General features: G+C 65.4%; 11 protein-coding genes. 9 read left to right on the plus strand and 2 right to left on the minus strand.

The window, feature by feature from the left end; all coding sequences use genetic code 11:
- The first annotated feature begins 63 nt into the window (after positions 1–63).
- The 3 genes from QX132_RS10270 (at position 64) to QX132_RS10280 (ending at position 2,435) form a co-directional block, all read left to right on the plus strand.
- Positions 64–753 (plus strand): substrate-binding domain-containing protein, encoded by a 690-nt coding sequence (locus QX132_RS10270; RefSeq protein ID WP_315798971.1) that lies wholly within the window; start codon positions 64–66, stop codon positions 751–753.
- 100 nt (positions 754–853) lie between these two features.
- Positions 854–2,086 (plus strand): MFS transporter, encoded by a 1,233-nt coding sequence (locus QX132_RS10275; protein WP_315782971.1) that lies wholly within the window; start codon positions 854–856, stop codon positions 2,084–2,086.
- Between the two features lie 127 nt (positions 2,087–2,213).
- Positions 2,214–2,435 (plus strand): hypothetical protein, encoded by a 222-nt coding sequence (locus QX132_RS10280; RefSeq protein WP_315716269.1) that lies wholly within the window; start codon positions 2,214–2,216, stop codon positions 2,433–2,435.
- Positions 2,436–2,604: 169 nt separating this feature from the next.
- Here QX132_RS10280 and QX132_RS10285 read toward each other — a convergent pair whose 3' ends face one another.
- Together QX132_RS10285 and QX132_RS10290 are read right to left on the minus strand one after the other, a co-directional pair.
- The gene (locus tag QX132_RS10285) at positions 2,605–2,847 is read right to left on the minus strand and encodes a hypothetical protein (RefSeq protein WP_315736152.1); all 243 of its coding nucleotides are present in this window, start codon (positions 2,845–2,847) and stop codon (positions 2,605–2,607) included.
- An 858-nt stretch (positions 2,848–3,705) separates the two neighbouring features.
- Positions 3,706–3,990, minus strand: coding sequence for a hypothetical protein (locus tag QX132_RS10290; protein WP_315736153.1), 285 nt, complete (start codon positions 3,988–3,990; stop codon positions 3,706–3,708).
- Between the two features lie 384 nt (positions 3,991–4,374).
- Here QX132_RS10290 and QX132_RS10295 point away from each other — a divergent pair, with 384 nt between their 5' ends.
- From QX132_RS10295 to QX132_RS10320, 6 genes are all read left to right on the plus strand, one after another.
- A complete protein-coding gene (locus tag QX132_RS10295; protein WP_315736154.1) occupies positions 4,375–6,891 on the plus strand; it encodes a M64 family metallopeptidase in 2,517 nt (838 codons plus the stop codon).
- The gene (locus QX132_RS10300; RefSeq protein WP_316160980.1) at positions 6,884–10,390 is read left to right on the plus strand and encodes a DUF6603 domain-containing protein; all 3,507 of its coding nucleotides are present in this window, start codon (positions 6,884–6,886) and stop codon (positions 10,388–10,390) included. Before QX132_RS10295 ends, QX132_RS10300 begins: the two co-directional genes overlap by 8 nt.
- Positions 10,391–10,440: 50 nt before the next feature.
- Positions 10,441–13,737 (plus strand): hypothetical protein, encoded by a 3,297-nt coding sequence (locus tag QX132_RS10305; RefSeq protein WP_316160982.1) that lies wholly within the window; start codon positions 10,441–10,443, stop codon positions 13,735–13,737.
- Positions 13,738–13,774: 37 nt separating this feature from the next.
- Entirely contained in the window at positions 13,775–19,444 is a 5,670-nt protein-coding gene (locus tag QX132_RS10310) for a hypothetical protein (protein WP_316160984.1), read from the plus strand.
- Positions 19,437–21,320 (plus strand): hypothetical protein, encoded by a 1,884-nt coding sequence (locus QX132_RS10315; RefSeq protein ID WP_315812395.1) that lies wholly within the window; start codon positions 19,437–19,439, stop codon positions 21,318–21,320. Before QX132_RS10310 ends, QX132_RS10315 begins: the two co-directional genes overlap by 8 nt.
- An 880-nt stretch (positions 21,321–22,200) precedes the next feature.
- Positions 22,201–25,305 carry a DEAD/DEAH box helicase gene (locus QX132_RS10320; protein WP_316160986.1) on the plus strand — a complete coding sequence of 1,035 codons (3,105 nt, stop codon included), beginning with the start codon at positions 22,201–22,203 and terminating at the stop codon, positions 25,303–25,305.
- Positions 25,306–25,383 lie beyond the last annotated feature (78 nt).

Raw genomic sequence — 25,383 nt, forward strand, 5'->3', positions numbered from 1 at the left:
TATCCGAGACGTGCGCGTCCGCCTTTGCGGCGTCGTCATCGACATCGTTGAACGGAGCAGATCATGAGCGTGACCGCCGCCGGCATTTCCTCGATGGCGACGAGGCAGATCCTCGCCGAGCTCGCGGCCGCCTATGAGGAGGCGACCGGCGAGGTGATCACGATCGAATCCGTCGGCGGCGTCGATGCCGCCAAGCGCATCCGCGCCGGCGAAGCGTTCGATTTCGCGGTGCTCGCCTCGGATGCGCTGCAGAAGCTCGAGGCCGACGGCCATCTCGTGCCCGGCAGCATCATCGAGATCGCGGAATCGCCGATGGCGATGGCGGTGCGCGCGGGCGCCGTGAAGCCTGATCCGTTGGACGAGGCCGCCGTGCGCAAGGCGATGGAGAATGCCAGGGCGATCGGCATCTCCACGGGCCCGAGCGGAACGCACGTGCAGAAGCTCGCTCGCGACTGGGGCCTGGAAGGCGAGGGCGCGTCGCGCCTGGTGCAGGCCAAGCCGGGCATTCCGGTTGCAAAACTGCTCGCCGATGGCGAGGTCGATGTCGGCTTCCAGCAGCTCAGCGAAATGCTCGGCGCCCCCGGCATCGACATCGTCGGCCTGCTGCCGGATGCGCTGCAGCCGGGCACGGTGTTCGCCGCCGCGCTGTGCAAGGCCGGCGCGCACACCGACGCGGCGCGGGCCTTCATCGAATATCTGGTCTCCGAGGAGACCGCCGAGACCAAGCGCCAGCACGGCATGACGCCGGTGTGAGGCGCCGGCTCCACAGCCCGCGAAAAAATCCGATCGCCGCGTGTCGTCTCGGCCCTGTCCCGATCGTCTTCCAACCGAACAATCGGGAAGGAGACGGCGGATGAGCACATCGTACTATCGCTGGGTGATCGTGGCGGCCGGGGGCGTGCTCGGCTGCGTCGCCGTCGGCGGCCTGTTCTCGCTGCCGGTGTTCCTCAAGCCGATGGCCGCCGAGACCGGGTGGTCGGTCGCGGGGATCTCCACCGCGATGACGATCGGCTTCCTGGCGATGGCCGTCACCAGCATGGGCTGGGGCACGCTGTCCGACCGCATCGGCCCGCGTCCCGTGCTGCTGATCGGATCGATCCTGCTCGCCGTCAGCCTGCTGCTGGCAAGCCTGACATCCTCGCTGCTGGCGTTCCAACTGCTGTTCGGCCTGATCGCAGGCATCGCGACGGCGGCGATCTTTCCGCCGGTCATGGCGACCGTCACCGGCTGGTTCGACACTCATCGCAGCCTCGCGGTGTCGCTGGTCTCGGCCGGCATGGGCGTGGCGCCGATGACGATGTCGCCGCTCGCGGCCTGGCTCGTCTCCAGCTACGACTGGCGGACCGCGATGCAGTGCATCGCCGCGATCGTGGCCGCCATCATGATTCCCACGTCGCTGCTCGTGGGCCGTCCGCCATCGTCCGCGCCCGGCGACGCCGTCGCGTCGGGTCCCGCCGCCGGGCCGGCCGAGATGACGCGATCGGCGGCGCTGCGCTCGCCGCAGTTCCTGATCCTGCTCGCCACCAACTTCTTCTGCTGCGCCACGCATTCCGGCCCCATCATCCACACCGTGAGCTACGCCGTCACCTGCGGCATCCCGCTGATGGCGGCGGTGACGATCTACAGCATCGAGGGGCTCGCCGGGCTCGGCGGCCGCATCGCCTTCGGCCTGCTCGGCGACCGCTTCGGCGCCAAGCGGGTACTCGTTCTCGGCCTGCTCGCGCAGGCGTTCGGCGCGCTCGCCTACGTGGTCGTGCGCGACCTCGCCGCGTTCTATGCGGTCGCGGCGACCTTCGGCTTCCTCTATGCCGGCACCATGCCGCTCTACGCCGCGATCGCGCGTGACAATTTTCCGCAAGGCATCATGGGCACGGTGATCGGCGGCACGGCGATGGCCGGCAGCCTCGGCATGGCGACCGGCCCGCTGGCCGGCGGCCTGATCTACGACAGCTTTGCGAGCTACACTTGGCTCTATGTCGGCTCGTGGGTGATGGGCCTCGGCGCTGTCATGATGATGATGACCTTCCGGCCGTTTCCCAAGCCGACGTCGCAGCCTGGCGCCGTGCCCATGCAAGCGCCGGCCTGACGCTGCTGCATCGCACCTTCACGCGCGCCGTCGGAATCGAACAACAACGCTTGATCCCCCGGCAGGAACTGTGATGTCGCAGCCGGGTTGGGCGAGCGTGGAGTTCAACCGGATAGAGATCGGATCCATGAAGAAGACCCAACTCGCCATTGCCACCCTCGTCGCCGCTACCCTCGCCGCCGTCCCGCTCGCCGCGCAAGCGAAGCACCACAAGAAGCACAACGCCGCGACGTCGACCACCTCGTCGCAGACCACCGGCAGCAACATGAAGTCCGGCCGCGATTCCACCTCGTCGAGCCAGGGCAATGTCGGCCCGGGCACGAACCAGGCGGGAAGCATGGGGAAGTAGGACGGATTCGTCCGTCGGATTCAGCGTCGGAGTGCCCGGTGCCCGGGCTTTCCGACGCGCGATGGCGCTCCGCGCAGCGGGACAGCACGAAACCACGGGAGCGAACAAACGTTGCGACCACCAATCGGCCTCGCCAATCGGGCGAGGGATCCCGATCAGCAAAACCCGATCACTTCGAGGCTTCCTTGATCTTGTGATCCAAATGCCCGGTGCCGTGATCCCGGCGCAACTGGCTCAGCGACGTCTCGTTGAGCTGCAGCAGCACGTCACTGAGCTTCGTCGAATCCGGGTAGCCGGCCGCAAACGACTTCCCATAGATCTTGCGCAACGTGGCGACCAACGTATTGCCGTGCTTCCTGCTGATCTCGCCATCCTTGTCCCGATGACGGCCGTCGAGTCCCGGTTCCTTCATGCGTCTCTCCCCATGATGCGACTTGCGCGCTTGGGGAGGAGCCTGCGCTCAATTCGCCCGATTGGCAACGCTGCAGCGCGAAGAAGCGAGAGTGAACAGTATTCTTGGATGCCTTCGCTCTGCATCTATCATCCTCTGTCAGGCGGTGGCGGTGTTAACTATTCCGTCCGCGGTTCGCTCAGCTACCCTACAGGTGGGCTAGGCGCGGCAGTCGTGGTCATGGCAGCGGATGCTGGTCTTCTAGGTGACGTGCTCGGAGCTGGCGAATAGTAAGGATAGAAATTCTGCTCGATGGTCCGCTGCAGGTACTTGTAGCGCGTCTTGTTTGAAAGGCCGGTTTCATCCCTGTTGCGTGAGTAGAATTTGCAGTTTTGGGATGTCGCCCAGTCGGCAAGGTTCCGGGTAGCCGCGGCGAAATCTCGTTCATTGATCTCGATGCCACGCATAAAATGATCCCATCATCTTTCCAAGCCGGATCTTTCGATCGGGTTTGGGCGCATCGCTGACCCGTATCCCGCGATCGCCGAACGTGATATCGAAGATGTATTCCGCTTGTCCCGTCGGCGTCCTCCAGCATGATGGATAGGCGAGGCCGTTTCCATTTCGGCGCATTAGATTGAGCACGTCGAGGTGATACCTCTCCCGTTCAGCTTCCGCCGCTGCAAGTTTTTGGGCAACTTCAGATAGCGGCTTGATCTGGCTCCGCTGCGGATCTTTGCCTAAGGGCTGAGAACATCGACCGCACGCTTCAGAACGGCCGGCGGATCATTAGGACCGATTTCCGACGCCTGCGCGGTGGAAAACGAGTGGAGTGTCTGCGCGCTGTCGAGGCCGAGTGACTTAAACAGCTCAGATTGCTCAGCCCGCTTGGCTGCCTCCCCCTTTGAGGGCTGTCTTTTCCGCTTCCAAGTCTGGGAGCCGTTCGAAACGCTCAACGAGCTGCCGCACGCCGGTGATATCGACCGCGCCACCTACATACAGTACTTGCTGAAGCGGCTTCAGCTGCTCTTCAGCCGCATTAGCTCTGTCCTGCCAAATCTTGAGTTCGGATGTAAGCGTGAGCAGGAGCAGGATCTCCGCCAAAGTTAGCGCGAGAATGAGGCCCCGGCGCTGTTCGCGTTCACGGATGGGAGACGCGGTCAATCGCAGTGCGACTCAAGACGCTTGACGGGGTAAGAAAACGGATCACGCCATAGATCCCGTACCTCGCGGGGACAGCTACAAGCCCAGCGCCCTCCAATGGCTTCTTGGCGATCGGAAACCACTGAGCGTTCGTGTCTATCCGATGAACGAGGACAACGAGATGCTCCACGCCGCCGGCTTTTGCATCACGGCTTTTGCATCACGATTGGCCTCAGCGATAGAGAGCTCCACTCGGCAAACGACAATTGAAGAAGGATGTCGAAACAGTATCACGTTGAGGTTGTATTGAGAAGGCTTGGGTGTAAAATCTTTACGATGCCAGATTTCCGATGGGAGCGACGGGCTTCCCAATAGTTCTACTGGCTGAGAGAGGGTTGTGCCGGCATGCCTCTCATTGTCTACCCGCATTGCGACATGCACGTCGCGCTGAAGAAGCCCGCGACCAAAGCGCTGCCGTTCCGCGTGTTCGACCAGGATCTGCCGAACGGGTCGACGACCTACACGCTGACCGACGTCACCGCGGATTGCAATTTTCGGATCCTGGCGCCGTACAACCCGGTCGGCTCCCGGCTGACCAGCTTCGTGACGATCGATCCTGCGGCGCGCACCATCACCGGCGACGACGTCGGCATCAATCTCGTGGTGATCGAATATGGACCCGGTTACGTCGTCGCGCGTATCCAGGTGCACGACGATGTGCTCGGCTGGTGGTTCGGCAACTCCTCGATCACCACGGCGCTGCATCCGACGGTCGCCCACAGCCAGCCGACGCTGTGCGCGCTGTTCAGCGACGATCCGACCGGGACCGATCTCGTCGGCGACATCACCGGACACGGCTTCGTCACGCTCAGCTCGGCCAGCCCCGGCACCTTCGTGGTGGCAAATACGAACAATGAGGGACGGTTGAGGGGCGTGAGCGAGGGGGCGGCCCAGCTCAACGGCAGCTTCCTCGGCGTCAACCAGAGCCTGCCGGTGAAAGTGGTCGACTACGCCAAGACTCGCGACAACATCTCGACGGTGCGCGCCGGTGACCTCGCCAATGCCGCCGAGATGCACAACATCCTGTTCCTCGCCGAAGGCTTTCGCGCGTCCGAGAAGGACAAGTTCGACAAGATCGTGCAGGAAGCGGCGGACGGTCTGTTCTCGCAGAAGCGCCACGAGCCCTACGGCACGCTCGCGGGCAGCTTCAACGTATTCAAGGCCTTCCAGGCATCGGAAGAGCAGGCGGTGACCTGCGGCTGGCGCGTCAACGACGAGGAGACCTCGGAGCTCGGCAGGGGCGGACCGATTCCGTGGAACTACAGCGTTTCGGACGACAAGAGCATCTACGAGGTCGACGAGCTCGTGGCCCGCGTCGGCCTGCCGCTCCGCAACGAGACTGCGACGCCGGCGCAATTGAAGGCGCGTTGGGCGGGCCAGTCGCTGTCCAACTACGACGCGGCGAAGGTCAACGACACCCTGATCGAAGCGTGGAGGAAGCAGAAATCGCTCGGCATCCTGGAGGCACGTGACACCTTCTACGGCCTGATGCTCGGCTCCCGCTGGGGCGACCAATCGGCGAAGTCCGGCGCCGCTTTGACGATGCCGGCGGCGGATGCGGCGGGCGATGCCAACCTCGCGCCCCTGATCGCCCGCGCCTATCAGTTCTTCAAGCCGGCCAGCGCCACCCGGCACCTTGCCCCGGATCCGCGCCGGCACCCGCCGGAACTCGCTAGGAACGGCCGCGCGAACGTTGCGGCGCCGATCATGGCCTACCTGTCCGGACTGCGGCTCGGGTCGTCGCCGCACACCGCGCTGGGCGCCGAGTGGATACCGGACGGCACCTTCAAGCGCAGCCGCGGCCTGATCGCCATGATCACCAACGAGGACATGATCGGCGGCACCAATTTCAACCAGTCGACCGTGACCGCCAATTCGCTGCAGAGCCTGAAGACGCTCGACTTCGAATATCCGGCGACCAACACGGCGACGAAGAAAGTGATGCGGCGCAAGCCCGCCAGCGACATCGACGCCGACCTCACCGATATCATCGACACGGTTGCGCACGAATTCGGCCATTCCTTCAATCTCGGCGACGAATACGAAACGAGCGCCGAAGACAATGCGACCGCTTCGAGCGAGCACGACAACATCGTCGCGCTCGCCGGCATCTTTCAGGATCCGAACTACGCCGCCAATCACTCCCGTCTGGTCGATCCGTCCAAGGTGAAATGGTTCGAACTTCTCAGGGTCCAGCTTTCGGCCAAGCTGACCCAGGCTTCGACCCAGCAGGGTGGCTCGATCGAGGTCAGGATCGACCCGCGCCAGATCCCGCGCTGGGTGCAGGCGAAGGCGGCCGGCCGCCAGGCGTTTCTCCGCCGCATCCAGATCACGGCGATCGGCCGGCAACTGCCGCTCACGTTCACCGATTCCGATTACCTCGTCAGACTCGACATCGGCGACATCGACCAGAACCTCGGCTCGATCCGGCTCGGCGGGCTGGAATTGCCGCCGGCGCCGTTTCCCGTGTTTCCGAAAGGCTCGCTGCTGTTCGTGCCGCGCCGCGACGATGCGGACGCGCTGGTCTATGTGGTGGAAAAGAAGGTGCGCGACTTCATCGCAGGCAACCATCTGCCGCTCAACAAGGATCCCGACTTCGCTCATGTGAACGACGAGGGCGACGACCCGAAGGACATCCCGAACTTCAAGCCGCCATGCAAGGCGCAGCGGCTGGTCGGCCTGTACGAAGGCGCATACAACTTCACCGGGTTGGTCTATCGTCCGGCCGGCGACTGCAAGATGCGGAACAACAGCGGCACTTTTTGCCATGTCTGCAAATGGCTGATCACCAACCGCGTCGATCCCGCGCTGCACGACGTCGTCGACCGCGAATTCTATCCGGAGGCCAAGAAAAATGGCTGAACCGGGCGCCCTCGAAACGATCGTCGCCGAGATCGGCAAGCTGCTGCTGCCGCTGCGGGCGGCGGTGGAGTCGCCGGCCGCGTTCCAGGGCCTGCTGCTCAAGCTGGGCTGGGATTCCGACGTGATTCCGAAGCCGATCGCCGATCTCGCGGTCGACTTGCAGCTGCTGTTCGATCGGCTCCAGGCGCTGGTCGGCGGCGGGCTGTCGCTCGACGGCGAAGTGGCGTCCGACGGCGAGACGACGGTCGTGTCCGGATCGCTCGAAGACGCCTTCAAGACCATCGAGGCGATCGCCGGCGTCGTGCAGGCGATCGACGACCTCGTCTCGGCGCCCGGCGGCGCATTTCCGGCGACGCTGAACGCCGATAATTTCAAGGGCGAGTTTCCGGGACAGCTCGTCGGCTATCTCTTCATCACCTATCTGCGCAACCATCATCCGGGCATCGGTTTCGCGCTGCAGGCGCTCGGTGTCATCCGCACCCGCTATACCGCGCCCGCCGGCAACCGCCCGGACTACATCGACTACAAGTTCAGTTTCCCGGACCTGCCGAAGATCGTCTCCGACCCGGTGACACTGTTCGAGAACGCCTTCGGCTGGGGCACCGACAGCTTCGACTTCTCCAGCTTCGCGCGGCAGATCGACAGCCTCGCGGCCGGGCTCGGGCTCGATGTCCGGATGGTGGAGGTGCCGGATCGGGTCGCGCTCGCGCTCGAAGGCGGCCCCCCGACCGGGCGCGCCGCCGTGCGCAAACGGCTGCGCTTGGTGTTCTTCGAGCGGGCGCGCGACGCGGGACGGCTATCGGCCGAGCTCGGACTGTTCCCGCTGCCGAAGTCCGGGAGCAAGAAGCCGGGCTTCGCGCTGCTGCCGTCGTTCAGCGGGCTGCTGTCGGTGCGGATGCAGCTCGGTCCGACGATCGCGGTGACGATCTCGAGCGACCTCGATCTCACCGGCGGTGTCGGCCTGATGGTGCGGCCGGGCAGCGGCATCGACATGGTGATCGGCTTCGCAGGCAGCGGCGCGCCGACGTCGGCCAAGGGCACCGCGCGCGTCGAAGTGGAATACTCCGCCGCCTCCGGCAGCCCGACCATCGTTCTCGGCACCGGCGAGGGCACGCGGCTCGAATACCAATCGGTGAGCGGTGCCGGTGGTTTCACGCTGGTGGCGGGCAAGGACGTCGAGGTGTTCGCCGAGGCGGACCTCAAGGGCCTCGCTTTCGTCCTCGACGCGTCCGGCTCGGACGGCTTCATCTCGACCATCCTGTCGGGTATCTCGACGCGGTTCGAGTTCGATCTCGGCCTCGGTGTCGCCTATCCGCGCGGCGTGTATTTCCGCGGCACCTCGCATCTCGAGATCCAGATCCCAGCGCATATCGACCTCGGTCCGATCGAGGTGCAGGGACTGACGCTCGCGGTGACACCGTCGGGTGACGGCCTCCCGATCGATGTCGGCGCGACGCTGAAGGCGGCGCTCGGTCCGCTCGTCGCGGTGGTGGAAAACATCGGGCTGCGGACCGATCTCGCTTTTCCGGGGAGCGGCGGCAATCTCGGCCCGATCGATCTATCCTTCGGATTCAAGCCACCGAACGGCGTCGGGCTGTCGATCGATGCCGGGGCGGTGAAGGGCGGCGGCTATCTCTTCATCGATCCGGACCGCGGCGAATATGCCGGCGCGCTGGAACTGAAGATCCTCGACTTCCTCTCGGTGACGGCAATCGGCGTCATCACCACCAAGATGCCGGACGGGTCAAAGGGCTTTTCCTTCATCGCCATCATCACGGTCGAGTTCAATCCCGGACTGCAGCTCGGCTTCGGCTTCACCCTGCTGGGAGTCGGCGGACTGGTCGGGCTCAACCGCTCGATGGACCTCGACGCGCTAGTCAACGGCGTGCGCGCCGGCTCGCTGGACTCTGTGCTATTCCCGCACGACGTCGTCGCCAATGCGCACCGGATCATCTCCGACCTCCGCACCTTCTTCCCGCCAGAGCAGGGGACCTTCCTCATCGGCCCGATGGCGAAGTTCGGCTGGGGCACGCCGACGCTGATCAGCCTGTCGCTCGGGATCATCATCGAGATTCCCGGCAACATCGCCATCATCGGCAAGCTGACGGTGGCGATCCCAGACGAGCGGCTGCCGCTCATCATCATCCAGGTCGCCTTCATGGGCGCGATCGAATTCGACAAGAAGCGCGGCTGGTTCTTCGCCATCCTGTACGAATCCCGCGTAATCTTCATGCCGCTCGACGGCGGCATGGGCGTACTCGCGTCGTTCGGCGGCGACGCCACTTTCATCGTCTCCGTCGGCGGCTTCCACCCGGCCTACAATCCACCGGCGCTGCCGTTCCCGCCGATCCCCCGGATCGCGATCAACATCCTCAACACGCCGGTGGCCCGCATCCGGGTCGATGCCTATTTCGCGGTGACGTCGAACACCGTGCAGTTCGGCGCACATGCGGAGCTGTATTTCGGCGTCTCGATCGCCAACATCGAGGGCCATCTCGCCTTCGACGCGCTGTTCCAGTTCTCGCCGTTCTATTTCATCATCACGATCTCTGCCTCGCTGTCGGTGAAGCTGTTCGGCGCGGGGCTGTTCAGTATCCGCTTCCGCGGCTCGCTCGAAGGCACATCGCCCTGGCACGTCGAGGGCACCGGGAGCATCTCGCTGCTGTTCTGGGACGTCGACGTCGACTTCTCCCACACCTGGGGCGACAAGGAGGACACCAGCCTTCCGCCGGTCTCCGTGCTGCCCCTGCTGGTGGCGGAATACTCGAAGGCGGAGAATTGGACTGCCGCGCTGCAGAACAGCAGCAGGCTGTTGGTGACGCTCAAGTCCGTGGACGCGGGCTCCGACCTTGTCCTGCATCCGGTCGGTTCGCTCAAGATCACCCAGCGTGCGATCCCGCTCGGCATCACCCTCGACAAGATCGGCGCGCAGCGCCCGGACGACGCCAATTACTTCTCGGTCGCGACCGCGACGTCGGGCATCGAGAAGCGCGCCACCATCCGGGAGTCGTTCGCGATCGCCCAGTTCAAGGACCTCAAGGACGGCGAGAAGCTCAGCGCGTCCGACTACGAGGCCGAGGAGGCGGGGCTGGAGCTGTCGGTCACTGGCAACCAGGCAAAGACCAGCTATGTCACCAAGCGCATCGCCCGCTACGAAGAGATCATCGTCGACAACAATTTCAAGCGGGCCCGCCGGCGCTTCGTCACGCTCATCTCCGGGCTGTTCACGCACTTCCTGGCCAACAACGCCGTGGCGCGGTCCGAGATCTCGGCGAAGTCGCGCGATCTGAAGCACGCATTCGACGACAAGATCGCGGTCGATCAGGCGTCCTATGTGGTGGTGAGCCTGGCCGACAATTCGCCGATCGCCGGCGCGCCTGCGTCGTTCCAATCGCGCGCCAGCGCCGGTGAATTCATGGCGGCGGAGACGCGGAGCAATCCGAACTTCGCCAGCGAGGCCCATATCGTGCGCCCGCACGAGATGAAGCGCGCGGCGTAGCGAGGCACGATGATGGCGGGCGGTCCGGCGAGGCGGCGGGGAGGGACGGGATGAGTGATACGATCGGCACCTATTCCTTCCTGCCCTGGCTGCGGCTCGGCGTGGCGAACAACATCACGGCGGCCGACAACGACAACTCGGTGTCGCTGCGCGCGACGATCAAGGTCGACTTGTCGCTGGCCGGGCGGCCGGTCCAGGGCGACACGGATCTGACGGCGACGATTTCGCGCGACGTCGCGCTCTATGGTCCCGGCGACATCGTCGGCATCGATCCGAAGGCGGTGGTGAAGGTGGAGCCGCGCGACTGGATCACCAATTTCGAGCCGAACTACCTGCCCTTCGTTGAGTTCTACGACGAGGATTTTCCGTGGCGCTACACGCCAGCGGCGCCGGACGAGTCGCGCCACCGGCTGCGCCCGTGGCTCGCACTGCTGGTACTCAAGGTGGAGGAGTTCAAGGAAGTCGCGGTGTCGTCGGCGCGGCCGCTGCCGGCGATCGACGTGACGGGCGATCCGGCCTCGGTATTTCCGCCCGCCGACCAGCTTTGGGCCTGGGCGCACGTCCACGTCAACCGCGACCTGATCCAGCAGGACGGCGTGGTGGAATCGACCAATGCCGACCAGGCGAGGGCACGACTGGAGAGCCTGCTGGCCAGCAATCCGGACTACGCCTATTCGCGCGTCCTGTCGCCGCGTCAGTTGGAGCCGAATACGTCCTACCATGCATTCGTGGTGCCGACCTTCGAGAGCGGCCGTCTCGCCGGCCTCGGAATCGCGCCGGCGGCGAATCCCGCATTCTTCGCCACCCTGTCGGCCTGGGCGGACTATACCGACCGGCCGTCCCCGACGCTGCATCCGGTGTACAAGCGGTGGTACTTCAAGACTGGGACGGTGGGCGATTTCGAGTACCTCGTCCGTCTGCTGAAGCCGCGTCCGCCGGACTCGCGGCTCGGCCGCCGCGACATGGACACGCAGACGCCGGGCTCCGGGATGCCGCCCATCGCGGTCGCCGGGCTCCACGGGGTGCTGCGGCTCGGCGGCGCGCTCAAGGTGCCGGACGAGGCGCTGACCGGCGCGCAGGAGGCGGAAGCTGCGGCCTACGAGGGCTGGGACGAACCCTACGCGCACGAATTCGAGAAGGCGCTGGCGGGCTTCGTCAACCTGACCGACGACTATGCCCGCGAAGGCGCGCCCGACCCGGTGATCACGCCGCCGCTGTACGGCCGCTGGCACGCGCTCACCGAACGGCTGCTTGAGGAGGCAGACGGCAGCGACGCGCCGCAGCCGCGCAACTGGGTGCACGAGCTCAATCTGGACCCGCGGTTTCGCGTTCCCGCCGCGTTCGGCACCGCAGTCGTGCAGAAGAACCAGGAGGCCTATATGGACGCCGCCTGGGACCAGGTCGGTGACATCCTCGCGGCGAACCGGCGGATCAGGCTGGCGCAATTCGCCAAGGCGGCGGCCGCGATCTGGCATGCGCGCCATCTCGGGCCGCTGAAGGATCTCAGCGCGGAACGCGGGCTCACGATGATGGCGCCGGTGCAACGCCGGGTGATCGCCGACGGCTTCACGCTGCGCCATCGGCTCAAGGAAAGCACGGTGCCCCGCGCGGCGCTGTCTGCGCCGTTCCGGCGCGCGGTCCGGCCGCGCGACCAACTCGCGGCGACGCTCGGCTTCGACTCGCCGAAAGGCGCCGAAGAGCTGCTGGAGAAGATCAATCGCGGCGAGGTCAGCGCGGCGCCGCCGCGGGTCACCCCGGAAGCCTTGCCGGCGGTGGAGGATGTCGCCGCGCAGCTTCAGCCGAAGTCGCTGCCCGCGGAGCTGACCGACTGGCTCGCCAAGCACCGCTGGGCGAAGTGGGTATTACTGGTCGTTCTGCTGCTGGTCGCCGTGCTGCTGCTGGCCGTCGCCATTCCGCTCGCGATCATGGTCGCGGTAGCGGCGCTGGCGCTGTTCCGATGGCTGGTGCGGCTGGAGAAGCAGGCCGGCATCGCGACCGGCGTGTTGCCGCAAGGGGCTTCGCCCGACGTCATCGACGCGCTGCCTGGCTTTCCGTCTTTCACCATCCGCGATCCCGATCCCGCCGCGCCTGAGCCGGTCGGCGGCGCTTCGTCCGCCGACAGTCCGGAGGCGGCGCGCTTCAAACTAGCCCTCAAGGACCTCAACCGGCTGCTCACGGTCAGCGCCGATCTCGGCAAGCCGCCGTTGCGCAAGCCGATCGACATCGCCGCGCTCGGAGCGTCGACCTTCGCTGCGATTGATCCCGACAAGACGGTGCCCGCCTTCATCTTCTCCTCGATCGCCATTCCGCCGCGAGTGCTGGCCATCAACGGGATCGCGACGCTGCTGCAGCCGGAAGTGTTCAAGCCTGTGATGGCATATCCGGAAATCGACCTGCCGATGTACAAGCCGCTTCTCGGACTGTCCGACGAGCACTTCCTGCCGAACATCGACAAGATTCCGCAGAACACGATCACGCTGCTCGAGACCAATCAGCGTTTCATCGAGGCCTACATGGTTGGCCTCAACCATGAATTCGCCCGCGAGCTGTTGTGGCGCGAATATCCCACCGACCAGCGCGGCAGCTGCTTCCGCCAGTTCTGGGACCCGAGCGGCGTGATCGACCGGGAGGGCCTGTCGAAGGACGAACTGCGCGAAAAGCTCCGCGATATTCCGCCGCTCCACACCTGGTCGCTGTTCTCCAAGCTCGGTGATCACGACCATCGCGAGAAGCCGGGCGAGAACGAGGAGGAAGTCGTCCTCGTCATCCGCGGCGAGCTGCTGAAGAAATATCCCACCGCGGTGATCTACGCCCAGAAGGCGCGCTGGCAGCGCGACGACGGCGGCGCGATCAATCCCCGCGTCGAGCGGGTGCTGGAGACCGACGGTCCGGTGGAAGACCGCCTGCGTACACCGCTCTACGAAGCCAAGGTCGATCCCGACATCACCTTCATTGGCTTCGACCTGACCTCGAAGGAGGCAAAGGGAGGCACCGGCCGCGGCAATTCGACGGCGCCGGGCTGGTTCTTCGTCATCAAGGAGCGGCCCGGCGAGCCGCGCTTCGGCCTTGATATTTCTCGCGACGGGCCGCTCAACGTCTGGAACGACCTCGCTTGGCCTGACGTGCTGTCCGACGCCGACAAGGGCTTTCTGCAGATCAGGCCGGGCGGGCCGACGCTCACCCTGGACGATCCGGTGGCGCCGGAGCTGCAGGAGAAGAAACAACAGTACGACGAGGACAAGGCGCTACGCTGGCATCCGGACAGCAACTCCGCGGAGCTCGCCTACATCCTCTACCAGGTTCCCGTGCTGGTCGCGGTGCACGGCAGCGAGATGCTGCCGAACTGATCGCGCAGCGGACACGACAGGGGGCGGCGGAGGCGAAATGGCCGAGTTCGATGATATCCGCAAGGAGCTAGAAGCGTCGCGCGCCGCGGCCGATGCGACGTCGCGCGAGATCGGTCGGCTTCGCCACACCCGCGCGCGGCTGATCCGCGACCGCGCACGGGCCGAGCGCGTCAGCAAGGGCGCCGACGATCCGGCGCTGGCGGCGATCGACAAGGAGATCAAGGCGGCGGCCTCCGAGATCGAGCGGCTGGGCGGTGCGCTGAAGGCGGCGAAGGACGAAGTGGTCCGCAATATCGGGCTGTTCGCGAACTTCACCGACCCGCGCCGCAACATCGGCCTGCTGTCCGATCAGACGCCGATCCTGCTGATGCCGCTGCGGATCGAAACGCGCTTCAAGCAAGCGACGGAATTCGGCGGCGACCGCGACGAGCTGTGGGTCCGGGTTTATCCGGACGACATCGCCGTCGACAGCTTCGAGGAGGCGCTGTCGGAAGACGAGGTGAAGCGCGCCCAGGCTTATTGGGCCGACGTCTGGCGGGCGAACCACGACACCGCCGGGGAGCGGGCCGCCTGGCGAACGCTGCTGAGCGGACAGGGCTCGGGCCGGTCCTACTACGTGACCCAGACTCATCGTCCGCTCAACGAGGCAGCGCGACCGGCCAGGGTGGAAGGCGTGCCGACCGTGATCCTGACCGTGGTGACCAGCGCGCCGCTGGCCGATCCCGAGCGAGGCGCGGTCAGCGCATTCTGGACCGCGCTGTGGCGCGCCGGCACGGATGTGGCCGCGCAGACGGACGCGATCGCCGCGCTCGACAACGCGCTCGGGGCCGAGCGCGCCGCGGCGGTCCGTGAGGCGTACCGGCCGCGGAATCTCGCCGACGCGCCGCCCGAGGGCGCGGATCGCACGACCACCACGGTCATCGCCGCGTATCTGGAGTTTCCCGCCGCGGACGCCACGCCGATGCGCGAGACCGGCTGGTCGCAGCCGGCGACCGCCCGGACCTTGCCTGATCGCCTCGTCCTGCTCGGCTACAACGGCGGAACGCTCGAACTCGAGCAGCTCGGAAAGCCGATTCCATCGCCGCTGCCGGTCACGCCGTCGCCGACCGGAACGGACGACGCATCGGTCGCGCACGACGGCGACGACATCAAGTTCGGTCCGGAGCTCGAATGGGTGCGCAACTTCGACCGCGCCGTCGAGATCGGCATGGGATTCCGGGTGCTGCTAACGCCGCCCGCCTTCCGTCGTGGCTTCGATCAGTTGATGGTGCTCGGTGTGCGGCTCGGGGCCGATGCAGACGCCGGCCGGGTCGCGCTGGAGCAGTTGTTCACCCATCATCATCAGTCGAAGGCGGGGTTCTCGATCCTGCCGCAGGGCCAGCCGACCAACAACGTCGAGGGCGAGGGCGCCGCCTATAGCTGGCGCGAGGATTCCGACGTCAGCTTCGATCACTACTTCGGCACTCCGCCCCTGGACCCCGACGGATGGTTCGAGCGGACAGACGGACGCTGCCTCGCCGCCACGCTCGGTCTCGATCCGGCCGCGCTGGCAGCGATCCCGTTCTACCATCGCCACGACGTCAACGACGCCCGCGCCATGAACACGGCGCTGTGGCCGGCCACGCTCGGTTACTTCATGGAGAGCATGCTTCATCCGGTCTTCGACGATTCGACGGTGGAGCGGACCCGCGACTTCTTCGTCCGGCACGTGTCGGCACGCGGGCCGATGCCCACGATCCGCGTCGGTCGTCAGCCCTACGGCATCCTGCCGGCGACGCCGCGCTCGCGCATCCAGTGGATCTTCGCGGGGTCGAACGTCGTAGTCGGGGCCGCGCACGCGCCGGACGATCCGGAACTTCGGTTCCTGACGCGGTTGTATCAGTTGCTGCGCAAGGTCGAGGCCGATCTCGAGCCGCTGATGTCGCGGGTGTCCTACATCGGCAAGCCGGACGGCGACCGTCATCAGATACTGCTCGATGTCCTCGGCCTGCACGCCGGATCGGTGGAATTCCAGCAGCGCTTCGCCGAAAGCTTCAAGGAACTGTACAACCGCCTCGCGATGCAGGGGGCGGGCGGCGCCTTGGTCGCGCTCCTGCTCGCCGCGGGCTATGTCGGAAGCGGGCTCGATCTGCTGAAGCAGCTCGGCTACACGCCGCCCGAGGGGATCGAGGTGCCGGACATCCTTGAGAAACTCTTTCTCAAGGCGCCCAACCAGCTCAAGGGCCCGCTGATCGACGACCGTCCGTTGTCGGAGACCGAGCAGATCCGCGCCTACACCGCCGGCGGCGACAACTACATCGGCTGGCTGATCAAGGCTGCGGCGACCTCCCACGACGCGCTGCGGCTGCAGCAGGGCTTCACCCAGCGCCCGAACGCGCTGCTGTATCTCATGCTGCATCACGCGCTCGACCTGAGCTTCGTCGAGACCAGCATCCGCCTGTTCTTCAATGCCGGGCTGATCGGCGAGACCGAGCTGAAGGCGGCGCGGCGCGAGCCGAAGTTCTTCCAGGTCGAGGAGGCGAGCCTCGCCGTGCCGGCTGCGGCCGGCGGCAGCCGCTGGCGCTACCTCCACCGCAGCGACGCCGCGGTCACCGGAACGGGACTGAGGACGGTCGGCGAGTTCATCCCGACGGTGCTGACCTCGATGGTCGCCACCGCGTATCTCAAGCGCCAGCTCGATGCGCTCGAACGGCTGAAGAGGTCCCCGACGGCGGTTCTGGAACGGGTGTTCGCCGAGCATCTCGACCTCTGCACCTACCGGTTCGACGCCTGGTACGGCGGCATCATGAGCCGCCAACTGGAGCGGATGCGCTATCCGAACGGTGCCGGCCAGGGGACCGCCCAGCCGGGCGCACCGACCGGCGAGGCGAAGACCGGAATCTATCTCGGCGCCTATGGCTGGCTCGAGAACGTCAAGCCGGAGTTCAAGAAGCTGACGGCGGTCGAGCTGCCGGCAAACCTCGCGGCGATCTTCGCCGATCCGGATGCGCCGCCGCTGATGCGCGACCGCAGCAACCAGGGCTACATCCACGCGCCGTCGCTGAACCAAGCGGTGACCGCCGCGGTGCTGCGCAACGGCTATCTGTCCAACGCCACGCCCGACAATCCCAGCAGCCTCGCTGTCAATCTCAGCTCGGAACGAGTCCGCATCGCGCTGTCGATCATCGAGGGAATGAAGGGCGAGCAGAGCCTCGGCGCGCTGCTCGGCTATCAGTTCGAGCGCGGCCTGCACGACCGTCACGACGTCGAAGTGGACGGGTTCATCTACGACCTCCGCAAGGTGTTCCCGCTGGTCGGCGACCGGCTGGCTCCGACGCGTACCGGTCGGCTCGACGCGTTCGGTCGGCGACTGCGGATCAACCGGGTGGAGGCGCGCAACGTCATCGACGGCCTTGCTTTGGTCGAGCACATCAAGACCAGCGGCGTGAGCAGCTACCCGTTCGGCCACGATGCCGACCTGCCGACGGCGAGCCCGCAGCAGGCCGCGGCGATCACCGTCGAGGCCGCGCGGATTGCCGACATCGCCGACGCGGTCGCCGACCTCGCGATGGCAGAGAGCGTGCATCAGGTGGTGCAGGGCAATTACGACCGCGCCGGCGCCGTGCTCGACACCTACTCCAAGGGAAAATTCCCGGCGACCCCCGACGTGGTGCGTACGCCGCGGTCGGGGGTGACGCTGACCCATCGGGTGGCGCTGCATCTCAAGGCCGGGCTCGACCCGAACGACGGCGCGCTGACATCGCCGCGGGCGAAGGCGGAGCCTGCGCTCAACGCCTGGCTCGCGGGCATTCTGCCGCCGCCGGCAGCGGTCGCCTGCTCGGTGACGGTCACCGACCCGCTCGATCTCTCCTCCGTCGCCTACAACGTGACGCAGGCCGATCTCGGCCTGCTGCCGATCGACCTGCTGTATCTGCTCGATCCGGACAACGATCCAGCCGCCAAGGCGCTCGACGATCTGATCGAAGCGCATGTGATCGCCGTCCATGCACCGCGCCCGGACGCAATGCTGACGATCGCCTACCGCGAGAGGATTGCGGCGATCGCCGGGCATGTGCCGCTGTTCGAGCTGTCGGCGTTGGTGCGGCATCTCAGAAGCCTGCTGCTGCGCTCGCGTCCGCTCAAGGCGAGCGACATGGCGATGGCCGGCGAGGCGAACGAGGCCGCCGATCTTGACGCGGCGCTCGCGCGCGAGCGGGCGACGCTGCCGCGCGATCTGCTCGCCGCGCGGCTTGCGGATCTCGACGCCTTCCGTACGGCGCTGCAGGCCCGCCTCGACGCCAAGCAGGAGGCCCAGATCGCCACCGAGATCGAGCAGACGATCACCGGCTTCGTGTCGGTGATGCAGGGTCTCGGTCCGTTCGCGGCGCTGCAGACCGGTACCGGTGCCGTCTACGCCGACCGGCGGCGGATCTTCGCCCAGTTGCGCGCCGCACTCGCCGGCTACATCGCTCGATGGACCAGGCAGCTCGCCGAGTTCGACGCACGCATAGTCGCCTACGACGCTGATTCCGGCACGCCGGACGCGGCGAAGTTCCTGGCGCTGCGGGTGGCCGAAAAGCTGATCGCGACCACGGCGACCGACCCTCTACCGGCGCAGCCGGACGATTTCCGCGACGATCTCATGAGCGGCAAGCGCGCCGCCTTTGTTGGACAGCGCGCCGTTCTGATCATGCTCTACGACAATGCGACCGATCTCGCCGCCCTGCATGACGGCATCGAGGCGTCGAAGGCTGCGAACGCCGCGTTCGACGCGGCGGCGATCGACATCGCGGCACAGCGCACGGCGATCGTCGCGCTCGCAGAGGACATGGCGAAGCGCACCGCCGCGCTCGCGCTCGAGCTGACGACGCGGCTGCCGGCGATCCAGGCCCGGCTCGATCAATACGATGCCGCGGCGGAGGCGAAGAACAAGATCGAGGCGTTGACCGCGGCGGCGAAGCTGTTGTTCGGCGAAGATTTCAAGATCGTTCCGGATTTCGGCCTGCCAGCGGCGCAGGCCGGTGAATGGAGCAACGCCTGGGGCGCGGGCGCGCAGGCGGACGAGACCATTCTCGGGTTCGTCAAGACGACGATCGGACGCCGCTTTCCGCTCGACGACTGGTTCACGGGTGTCGCGCGGGTGCGGTCGAAGCTGCACGATCTGGAAGCCTCGCAGCATCTTGCCGACGCGTTCACGGGGGCGGGCGTCGCGCTGCAGGCGCTGCAATTTCCGCATCGCCCCGAGTTGCCGTGGCTCGGACTCGAATTCCCGGAGACCGATTCCGACGGAAAGCCGTTCGTGATCGACGAGGACAAGCTGCTCTATACCGCGCATTTCGCCGAAAGCTTCGATCCGGCGCGGCGGCAACTCGGGCTGTTGCTCGACGAGTGGACCGAAGTGATCCCGCGCCCGACCGAGGATACCGGTCTGGCGTTCCACTTCGACCGGCCAAACGCCGAGCCGCCGCAGACTCTGCTGCTGGCGCTGCCGCCGAAATTTGTCGGCTCGTGGCAGTGGCAGGATCTCGTCGACACGGTGCGCGAGACGATGGACCTCGCCAAGAAGCGCGCGATCGAGCCCGACCACGTCGACACGACCGCCTATGCCCGCTTCCTGCCGGCGCTGGTGTCCGCCGTGGCCTTCCATCCGATCACGGCCTCGCTCAACTTCGCCTATAACAACAACCTCGCCGCGGTGCTGGCCGAGACGGAGACCGGCAATGGCTGACTATGTCGCGGTTCAGAACCTCTCCGCCGTGTTCTCCGGCAAGGTGAAGCTGCCCACCATCACGTTGTGGAACAGGCTCGAGGGCCGCCCACGCACGCACGATTTCGACCGCGCGCTCAAGGCCGAGGTCCGTGATCCGCTGTGGCTGCTGACGAAGCAGTGGCAGATGGGCGAGTTTCAGGGCGACGACGCCGGCTCGCCCGTCGTCGCCAAGGTGCACATCGAGACCACCGAACTGACGAAATACCGCACGGCCGGCAATCCGCCGGAAGCGTTCGCCGACGACGTGCCGCTCGAAGCCAAGGTCGAGCGGCGGCCGATCCCGTTCCGTCTCGCCGGCCAGAAGATCGCGTTCGATCTCCGCATCGCCCTGGGCCGGCGCTGGCTGAAGCTCGTCGCCGGCATCGAGCCGGGGCTTGCCCAGCAATTCATCGCGGCGCTGCCGGTCGCCATGCCAGATCCCGCGCTCAAGGCCGATGCGCCGGTCGCCGCCCATCGCGAAGCCTGGCAGACGATGGCGGCGCTGGCCGGCCGGTCGATGGACGGCTACGACCTCGTCGAGCATCTGACGGCCGCGCCCGGCAATCACGCGCACGACCTCGTCGTGCTCGGCAATCCGGCCAGCGCCGCTGCGATCGAGACGGCCGAGGCGGAATTCCTTGGCTGGTACCGGGAGGCGTTCTACCAGCCCGCCGCGGGGGCCGCCGATGCCTGGCTGCCCGATCGCCTCGAATACGCCTTCGCAGCGTCGGCGCCCAAGGCGGGCGGCGAGAAGCTCGTGGTCGCCGACGAATACTTCCAGGGGCATCTCGACTGGTACAATTTCGACGTCGACGCCTCCGGCGCAGGACTCGGTGACCTGGCGGACGCGCCGCCGCCGGCCGCCGTCGAGACGACCTTTACGGCGTCGTTCATCCCGGCGCCGATCCAGTTCGACGGCATGCCGAACACGCGCTGGTGGACCTTTGAGGAGGGACGAACGAATTTCGGCGACATTGATCCGGAGACGACGGACGTCAACAAGCTGCTGCTGATCGAATTCGGCCTCGTCTACGCCAACGATTGGTTCCTGATGCCGTTCACGGTGCCGGCCGGGACGATCACCCGGGTCGCCGGCATGAGCGTGACCAACGTCTTCGGAGAGCGGATCTGGGTCGAAGCCGCGGGCAAGGGCGGGGACGCGGATTGGCAACGCTGGTCGATGTTTACGCTGGCGACGAAGGGGAGCGACGACATTCCCGCCGATCTCAGCCTGTTCATCGTGCCCAGCGTGCCGAAGATCCAGGAGAGCGAGCCGCTGGAGTCGGTGGAACTGTTCCGCGACGAGATGGCCAACATGGTGTGGGGCGTCGAGTCGCGGGTGATGTTGGCTTCGGGCGACCGCAAGAGCGGGCGCAGCGCCGCGCTCGACACCCGCCGCTATTTCCGTCGCCTGGTGGAGGAGAGCCTGCCGCCGGGCCCACCACCTGCGCCGCCGATTGAGAACGACGCCGCGATCCGCTATCGGCTGATGAGCGAGATGCCGGAGAACTGGATTCCATTCATCCCGGTGCACATCGACAACGACAGCCGCGAGATCCAGCTGCGTCGCGCAGCAATGCTGCGGGTCATCGACCGCGACCCGGATCCGCCGGTGCGCGTCGAACCTCGCACCGATCTGCTGCGCCACGGTCTCGACCTCCCGCAGCAGCAGGGCTACAATCTCCATGAGGAGGAGGTGCCGCGCGCGGGCATTCGTGTCACCCAGAGCTTCCAGCGCACGCGCTGGTACAACGGCCGCACTTTTGTCTGGCTCGGCATCCGCAAGGAGACCGATCGCGGCGAGCGGTCGAGCAGGCTCGCTTTCGACGCGATCCTTCCGAAGCGGAAGGCATGAACGCATGAAACGTCACCGTCGAAATATAGCGGTGGCGCGGCCGCCGGAGATGGAGGGTTGAACGGGCGCGCGCCATTCCCAAGTCGGCAATTTCTCGCGCGGCGGCAGACGCTCGGCGCCCCAAGATTACGCAGCGGCCGGCAAGTGTGAATATCCGAAGACCCATTCCCGACCTCAGCGCTTCCTTCATGACATAGGAGAAGCAACGGAGAGCCAGCACGAGGAACACCGCTCAAGGTTGAGCGCGGAGAAGTTCGCCTTGATTGTGCCGAATCGAGAGTCACTGCGTTATTGTACGTTGCGGCCTGAGCCTCTCCGGCAGAGGCCCATAGCCATAAGGGCAGAGATCACGCGGCATCGCTTCCAGCATGGGCAACCGCCGGTTCTGCTCAAACCTGGTGACGGGTCGTCCCACCGCAGGCCGTCTCAGCCGGGCTCGTGAATTCTGTGCAGCTCAGTCACCAAGGCCGCAATCACGCTTATCAACGCGTTCGTACCATGGTCATTCAAGAACGAATCTCTAAGTCATAGTTGTCATGGCACCCCAGTCTGCCACGTGGAGCGCGACGATGGTGCTGGTTGGTGACACCGTCGCACTTAAGGGGAGAACGGTGATCGACACTCCGAAGTTTGGATCCCTTGAAGCCGTCGAATCCGCTAAAGCTCGACAAAGATTCGCAGGCTTGCCTAGCATTCGTCAATTCAGCACGAGAATTCAGTGACCACTGCTCTTCGTACGCTCCGTGGCTCAACGCCGCGCAAGAACACATCAGCAAAGCGCTCCGCGTCACCAAAGGCCGCCCCGCGGAAGAAGACATCGGTTGCGACAACAACGAAGGCTCCGATTCGGACTGGCATTTCCTCCTCGTCTCCACTGGGCATGTTGGCGCTGTATCTTACGGCGCGATGGCGTGCTTCGGGTCGAGGCGGACTTGTGTTCCTCGCCGAAAATGAGAGCCGAGCCGAGCTGTTGGGTTCGATCATCCCAGTTATCGAGCCGGGCTGTGATGTGCTCGTCTATCCCCGTTTGAACACGCTTCCGTTCGATCAGCTTGAGCCTTCACGTGATATCGCGGGCCGGCGGAGCTCCGTCTTGAGACGCCTTGCCAGGGCAAAGAAGCCGATCCTGCTGATCACGACGGCGGAGGCCATAATGGAGCTCCTGCCGTTGCCTGCGAACTGGTCTCGTATCGGATTTCCACTTCGGACCGGGACCGTCTATTCCGAGGAAGACCTTGAGGCCCGTCTGCAAGCTCTCGGGTACGACCTGGACGATAGTCCGGATTATCCCGGTGGAGTTTTGTTTCACGGCAACACCTTCGAGATATTCCCAGCCGGCGCGTTCGGACCTTTTAGGATAGAGCATTCCGGAGGGAGAATCCGGCGCATTGCAGCGATCAATCCGATAGACCAGGAGGTGATTTCCGAAACGAAGGAGCTCCTGATTGATCCGATGTCCGAGCGGCTGGCGTTCACGGGCCGGGCTCGAAGAAGGTCCAGCCTATTGGACTATTGTGCGCGCGCCAAATGGATCGCCGACAGCACCGTGCCCAGGCACGCCGACACCTGGTTGAGCACGATCGAGGATGCGGCCGCCCGCAGTGAGCGCGACCGTGCCTATCTCAGCCGACGCGAATGGGAGCTGGCGGCGAAGAAGATCACTGTGTTGCCGCCAACCACTCCGTATCGTGCGACGCCAGAGTTCTACAAGGCGGCCTCTCCGCGGAAGGCCCTCCGTGCATTTATCGAGGAAGCCCAGCGCGGTAGGGCACGTGTGCTTTTCGTCGCTGCGGTCGAAGCGGATTTGCGTGTGATGGCCCGGATGAGCGCTATCAAGGCTGAATGCGTGCCGGATTGGACGCACGCGACCGCAACGGGCAGGCAGCAGGCCGCATTGCTGGCAGGCTTCGATGCGGGCTTTGTCGTTCCTGGAAAGAAGCCGCTCGTGGTCATCACTGCTGCCGACGTGCTCGGCAGCAGGGCACACCAACCGCAACCGATGAACTGGGCATGGACGCCCGGCTTCGATTCGGGAGACCTCCCTGAACTCGGATCCGTGGTCGTTCATCTGCAACGTGGACTGGCACGCCTTGGCGGCTTGAGATCCATGGGCACGGGAGATCTTTCGGCGCGCGAGATGGTCAGGTTGGTATTCGCCGGAAACGATGCCGTTCTCGTCCCTCTCGCAGAATTGGCCCTGATCTGGCCCTACGCCGCTGAGCTCGGAGACACCTCGCTGGACAAGGCCGACGGCAGCTCATGGCGGCCGCGGCGAGCTGCTGCCGAGACGGAGATTCATGTGGTCGCAAAGGAGCTGGCCAAGCAGATGAGTCAGCGCCGTCGGCGCCCGGCTCCGAAGCTCGTGCCGCGCCCTGCTGTCTATGAGAAGTTCGTCGCGCGTTTTCCCTATTTCACTACCCCCGATCAGGCGAAGGCCATCCGCGACGTTCTGGATGATCTTGCATCGGGGCACCCGATGGACCGGATCGTCTGTGGGGACGTCGGCTTTGGCAAAACCGAGGTGGCGCTGCGAGCAGCGGCAGCCGCCGTGCTGGCCGGAAAGCAGGTCGCTATCGTCGTGCCGACGACAGTGCTGGCACGACAGCATGTCGAAACGTTCCGCAAGCGCTTCGCGCCTCTTGGCATCGATGTTGGAAACCTGTCGCGGGTTGCCTCGACCGCCGAAGCGCGAAAGGTAAGGGAGCGCCTCAAGAGCGGAGAACTCAGGGTCGTCGTCGGGACCCTCTCGCTCGCATCCAAGGAGGTGAGATTTGCCGAGCTTGGCCTGATCATCATTGACGAGGAGCAGCATTTCGGCGCTGCTGAGAAGGCCATGCTGTCGGGCCTCAATAAGAACGGCCACAGGCTCTGGATGAGTGCGACTCCGATCCCCCGCACACTTGCGGCCGGCTTGACGGGCTTGAGGGATCTCAGCGTGATCGCGACCCCGCCGGTCCATCGTGTTCCGGTTGCCACCAAGGTGGCACCGCTCTCGGACATAGCTATCGCCGCTGCCCTGGTTCGTGAGCACAGACGTAACGGTCAGAGTTTTGTCATTTGTCCGCGGATCCAGGATCTCGATCCCCTGCTGGCCAGGATCCACGCGCTGGCGCCGGAACTACGTATCATTACCATTCACGGCAAGTTGCCAACGGACGAGATTGACGAGCGATTGATGGGGTTCGTCGAAGGTCGTGCCGATGTACTACTTGCAACCAACATCGTGGAAAGCGGCCTCGACATTCCACGTGCGAACACTATCGTTGTGTGCTGGCCGGAAAAATTTGGCCTGGCACAATTGCATCAGCTCAGGGGACGCGTAGGACGCGGCGGCATCCGGGCGTTTGCACATTTCCTAACGGAAGGCGGCTCCGAACGCTCGGAAAAACGGCTTTCCGTTCTCGAGGAATTGAGCCGTCCGGGCGCCGGCTTCGCGATCAGCGCTCGCGACCTCGACCTCCGCGGCGGCGGCGACCTGCGCTCCGATCGACAATCCGGCCACACGCAGGTGTTCGGACCGACGCTTTACGGCCACCTTCTTACGCTTGCCCTGGAGGGAGACCGCGATGGAATGTCCGCGCTCTGGATCCCTGAGCTGAATCTTCCCATCCCTGAGCTGCTTCCCGCGAGCTATGTGCAATCGGAGGCGGTCCGGCTCGAGATCTATGCTCGAGCCGCTCGGTGCCGGAGTGATGACGAGCTGGAGGAGCTCGAGGATGAAACGCACCGCCGATTCGGCAAGCTGCCATCTGAGGCCAGCAATTTCTTTGCTGTCGCCAAGCTCAGGGTAGATTGCCGGCAACGAGGGATCATGCGTCTCGATGTCGGCCCGGATGCGATTGCTGCAACGATGCTCGCAGGGAGGATCGGCAAATTACGCTCGCGCTCACTGCAGCGCGAGGGCGATCGCGTCGTCTATCCCGGGCGCAGCGATGAGCCTGCCCTACGAAGGGTCGAACAGTTCTTGGATCTATTGGACGAATGAAGAGTGACGCGTCACCCGGCTTGAAGCGGTCCTGTGTGCTCTCGTCGGGCCCCGAAATGAAAGCGATGGAGCTTGACC

The sequence above is a fragment of the Bradyrhizobium sp. SZCCHNRI20481 genome (assembly GCF_032485055.1).
In the GTDB taxonomy this organism is placed as follows: Bacteria; Pseudomonadota; Alphaproteobacteria; order Rhizobiales; family Xanthobacteraceae; genus Bradyrhizobium.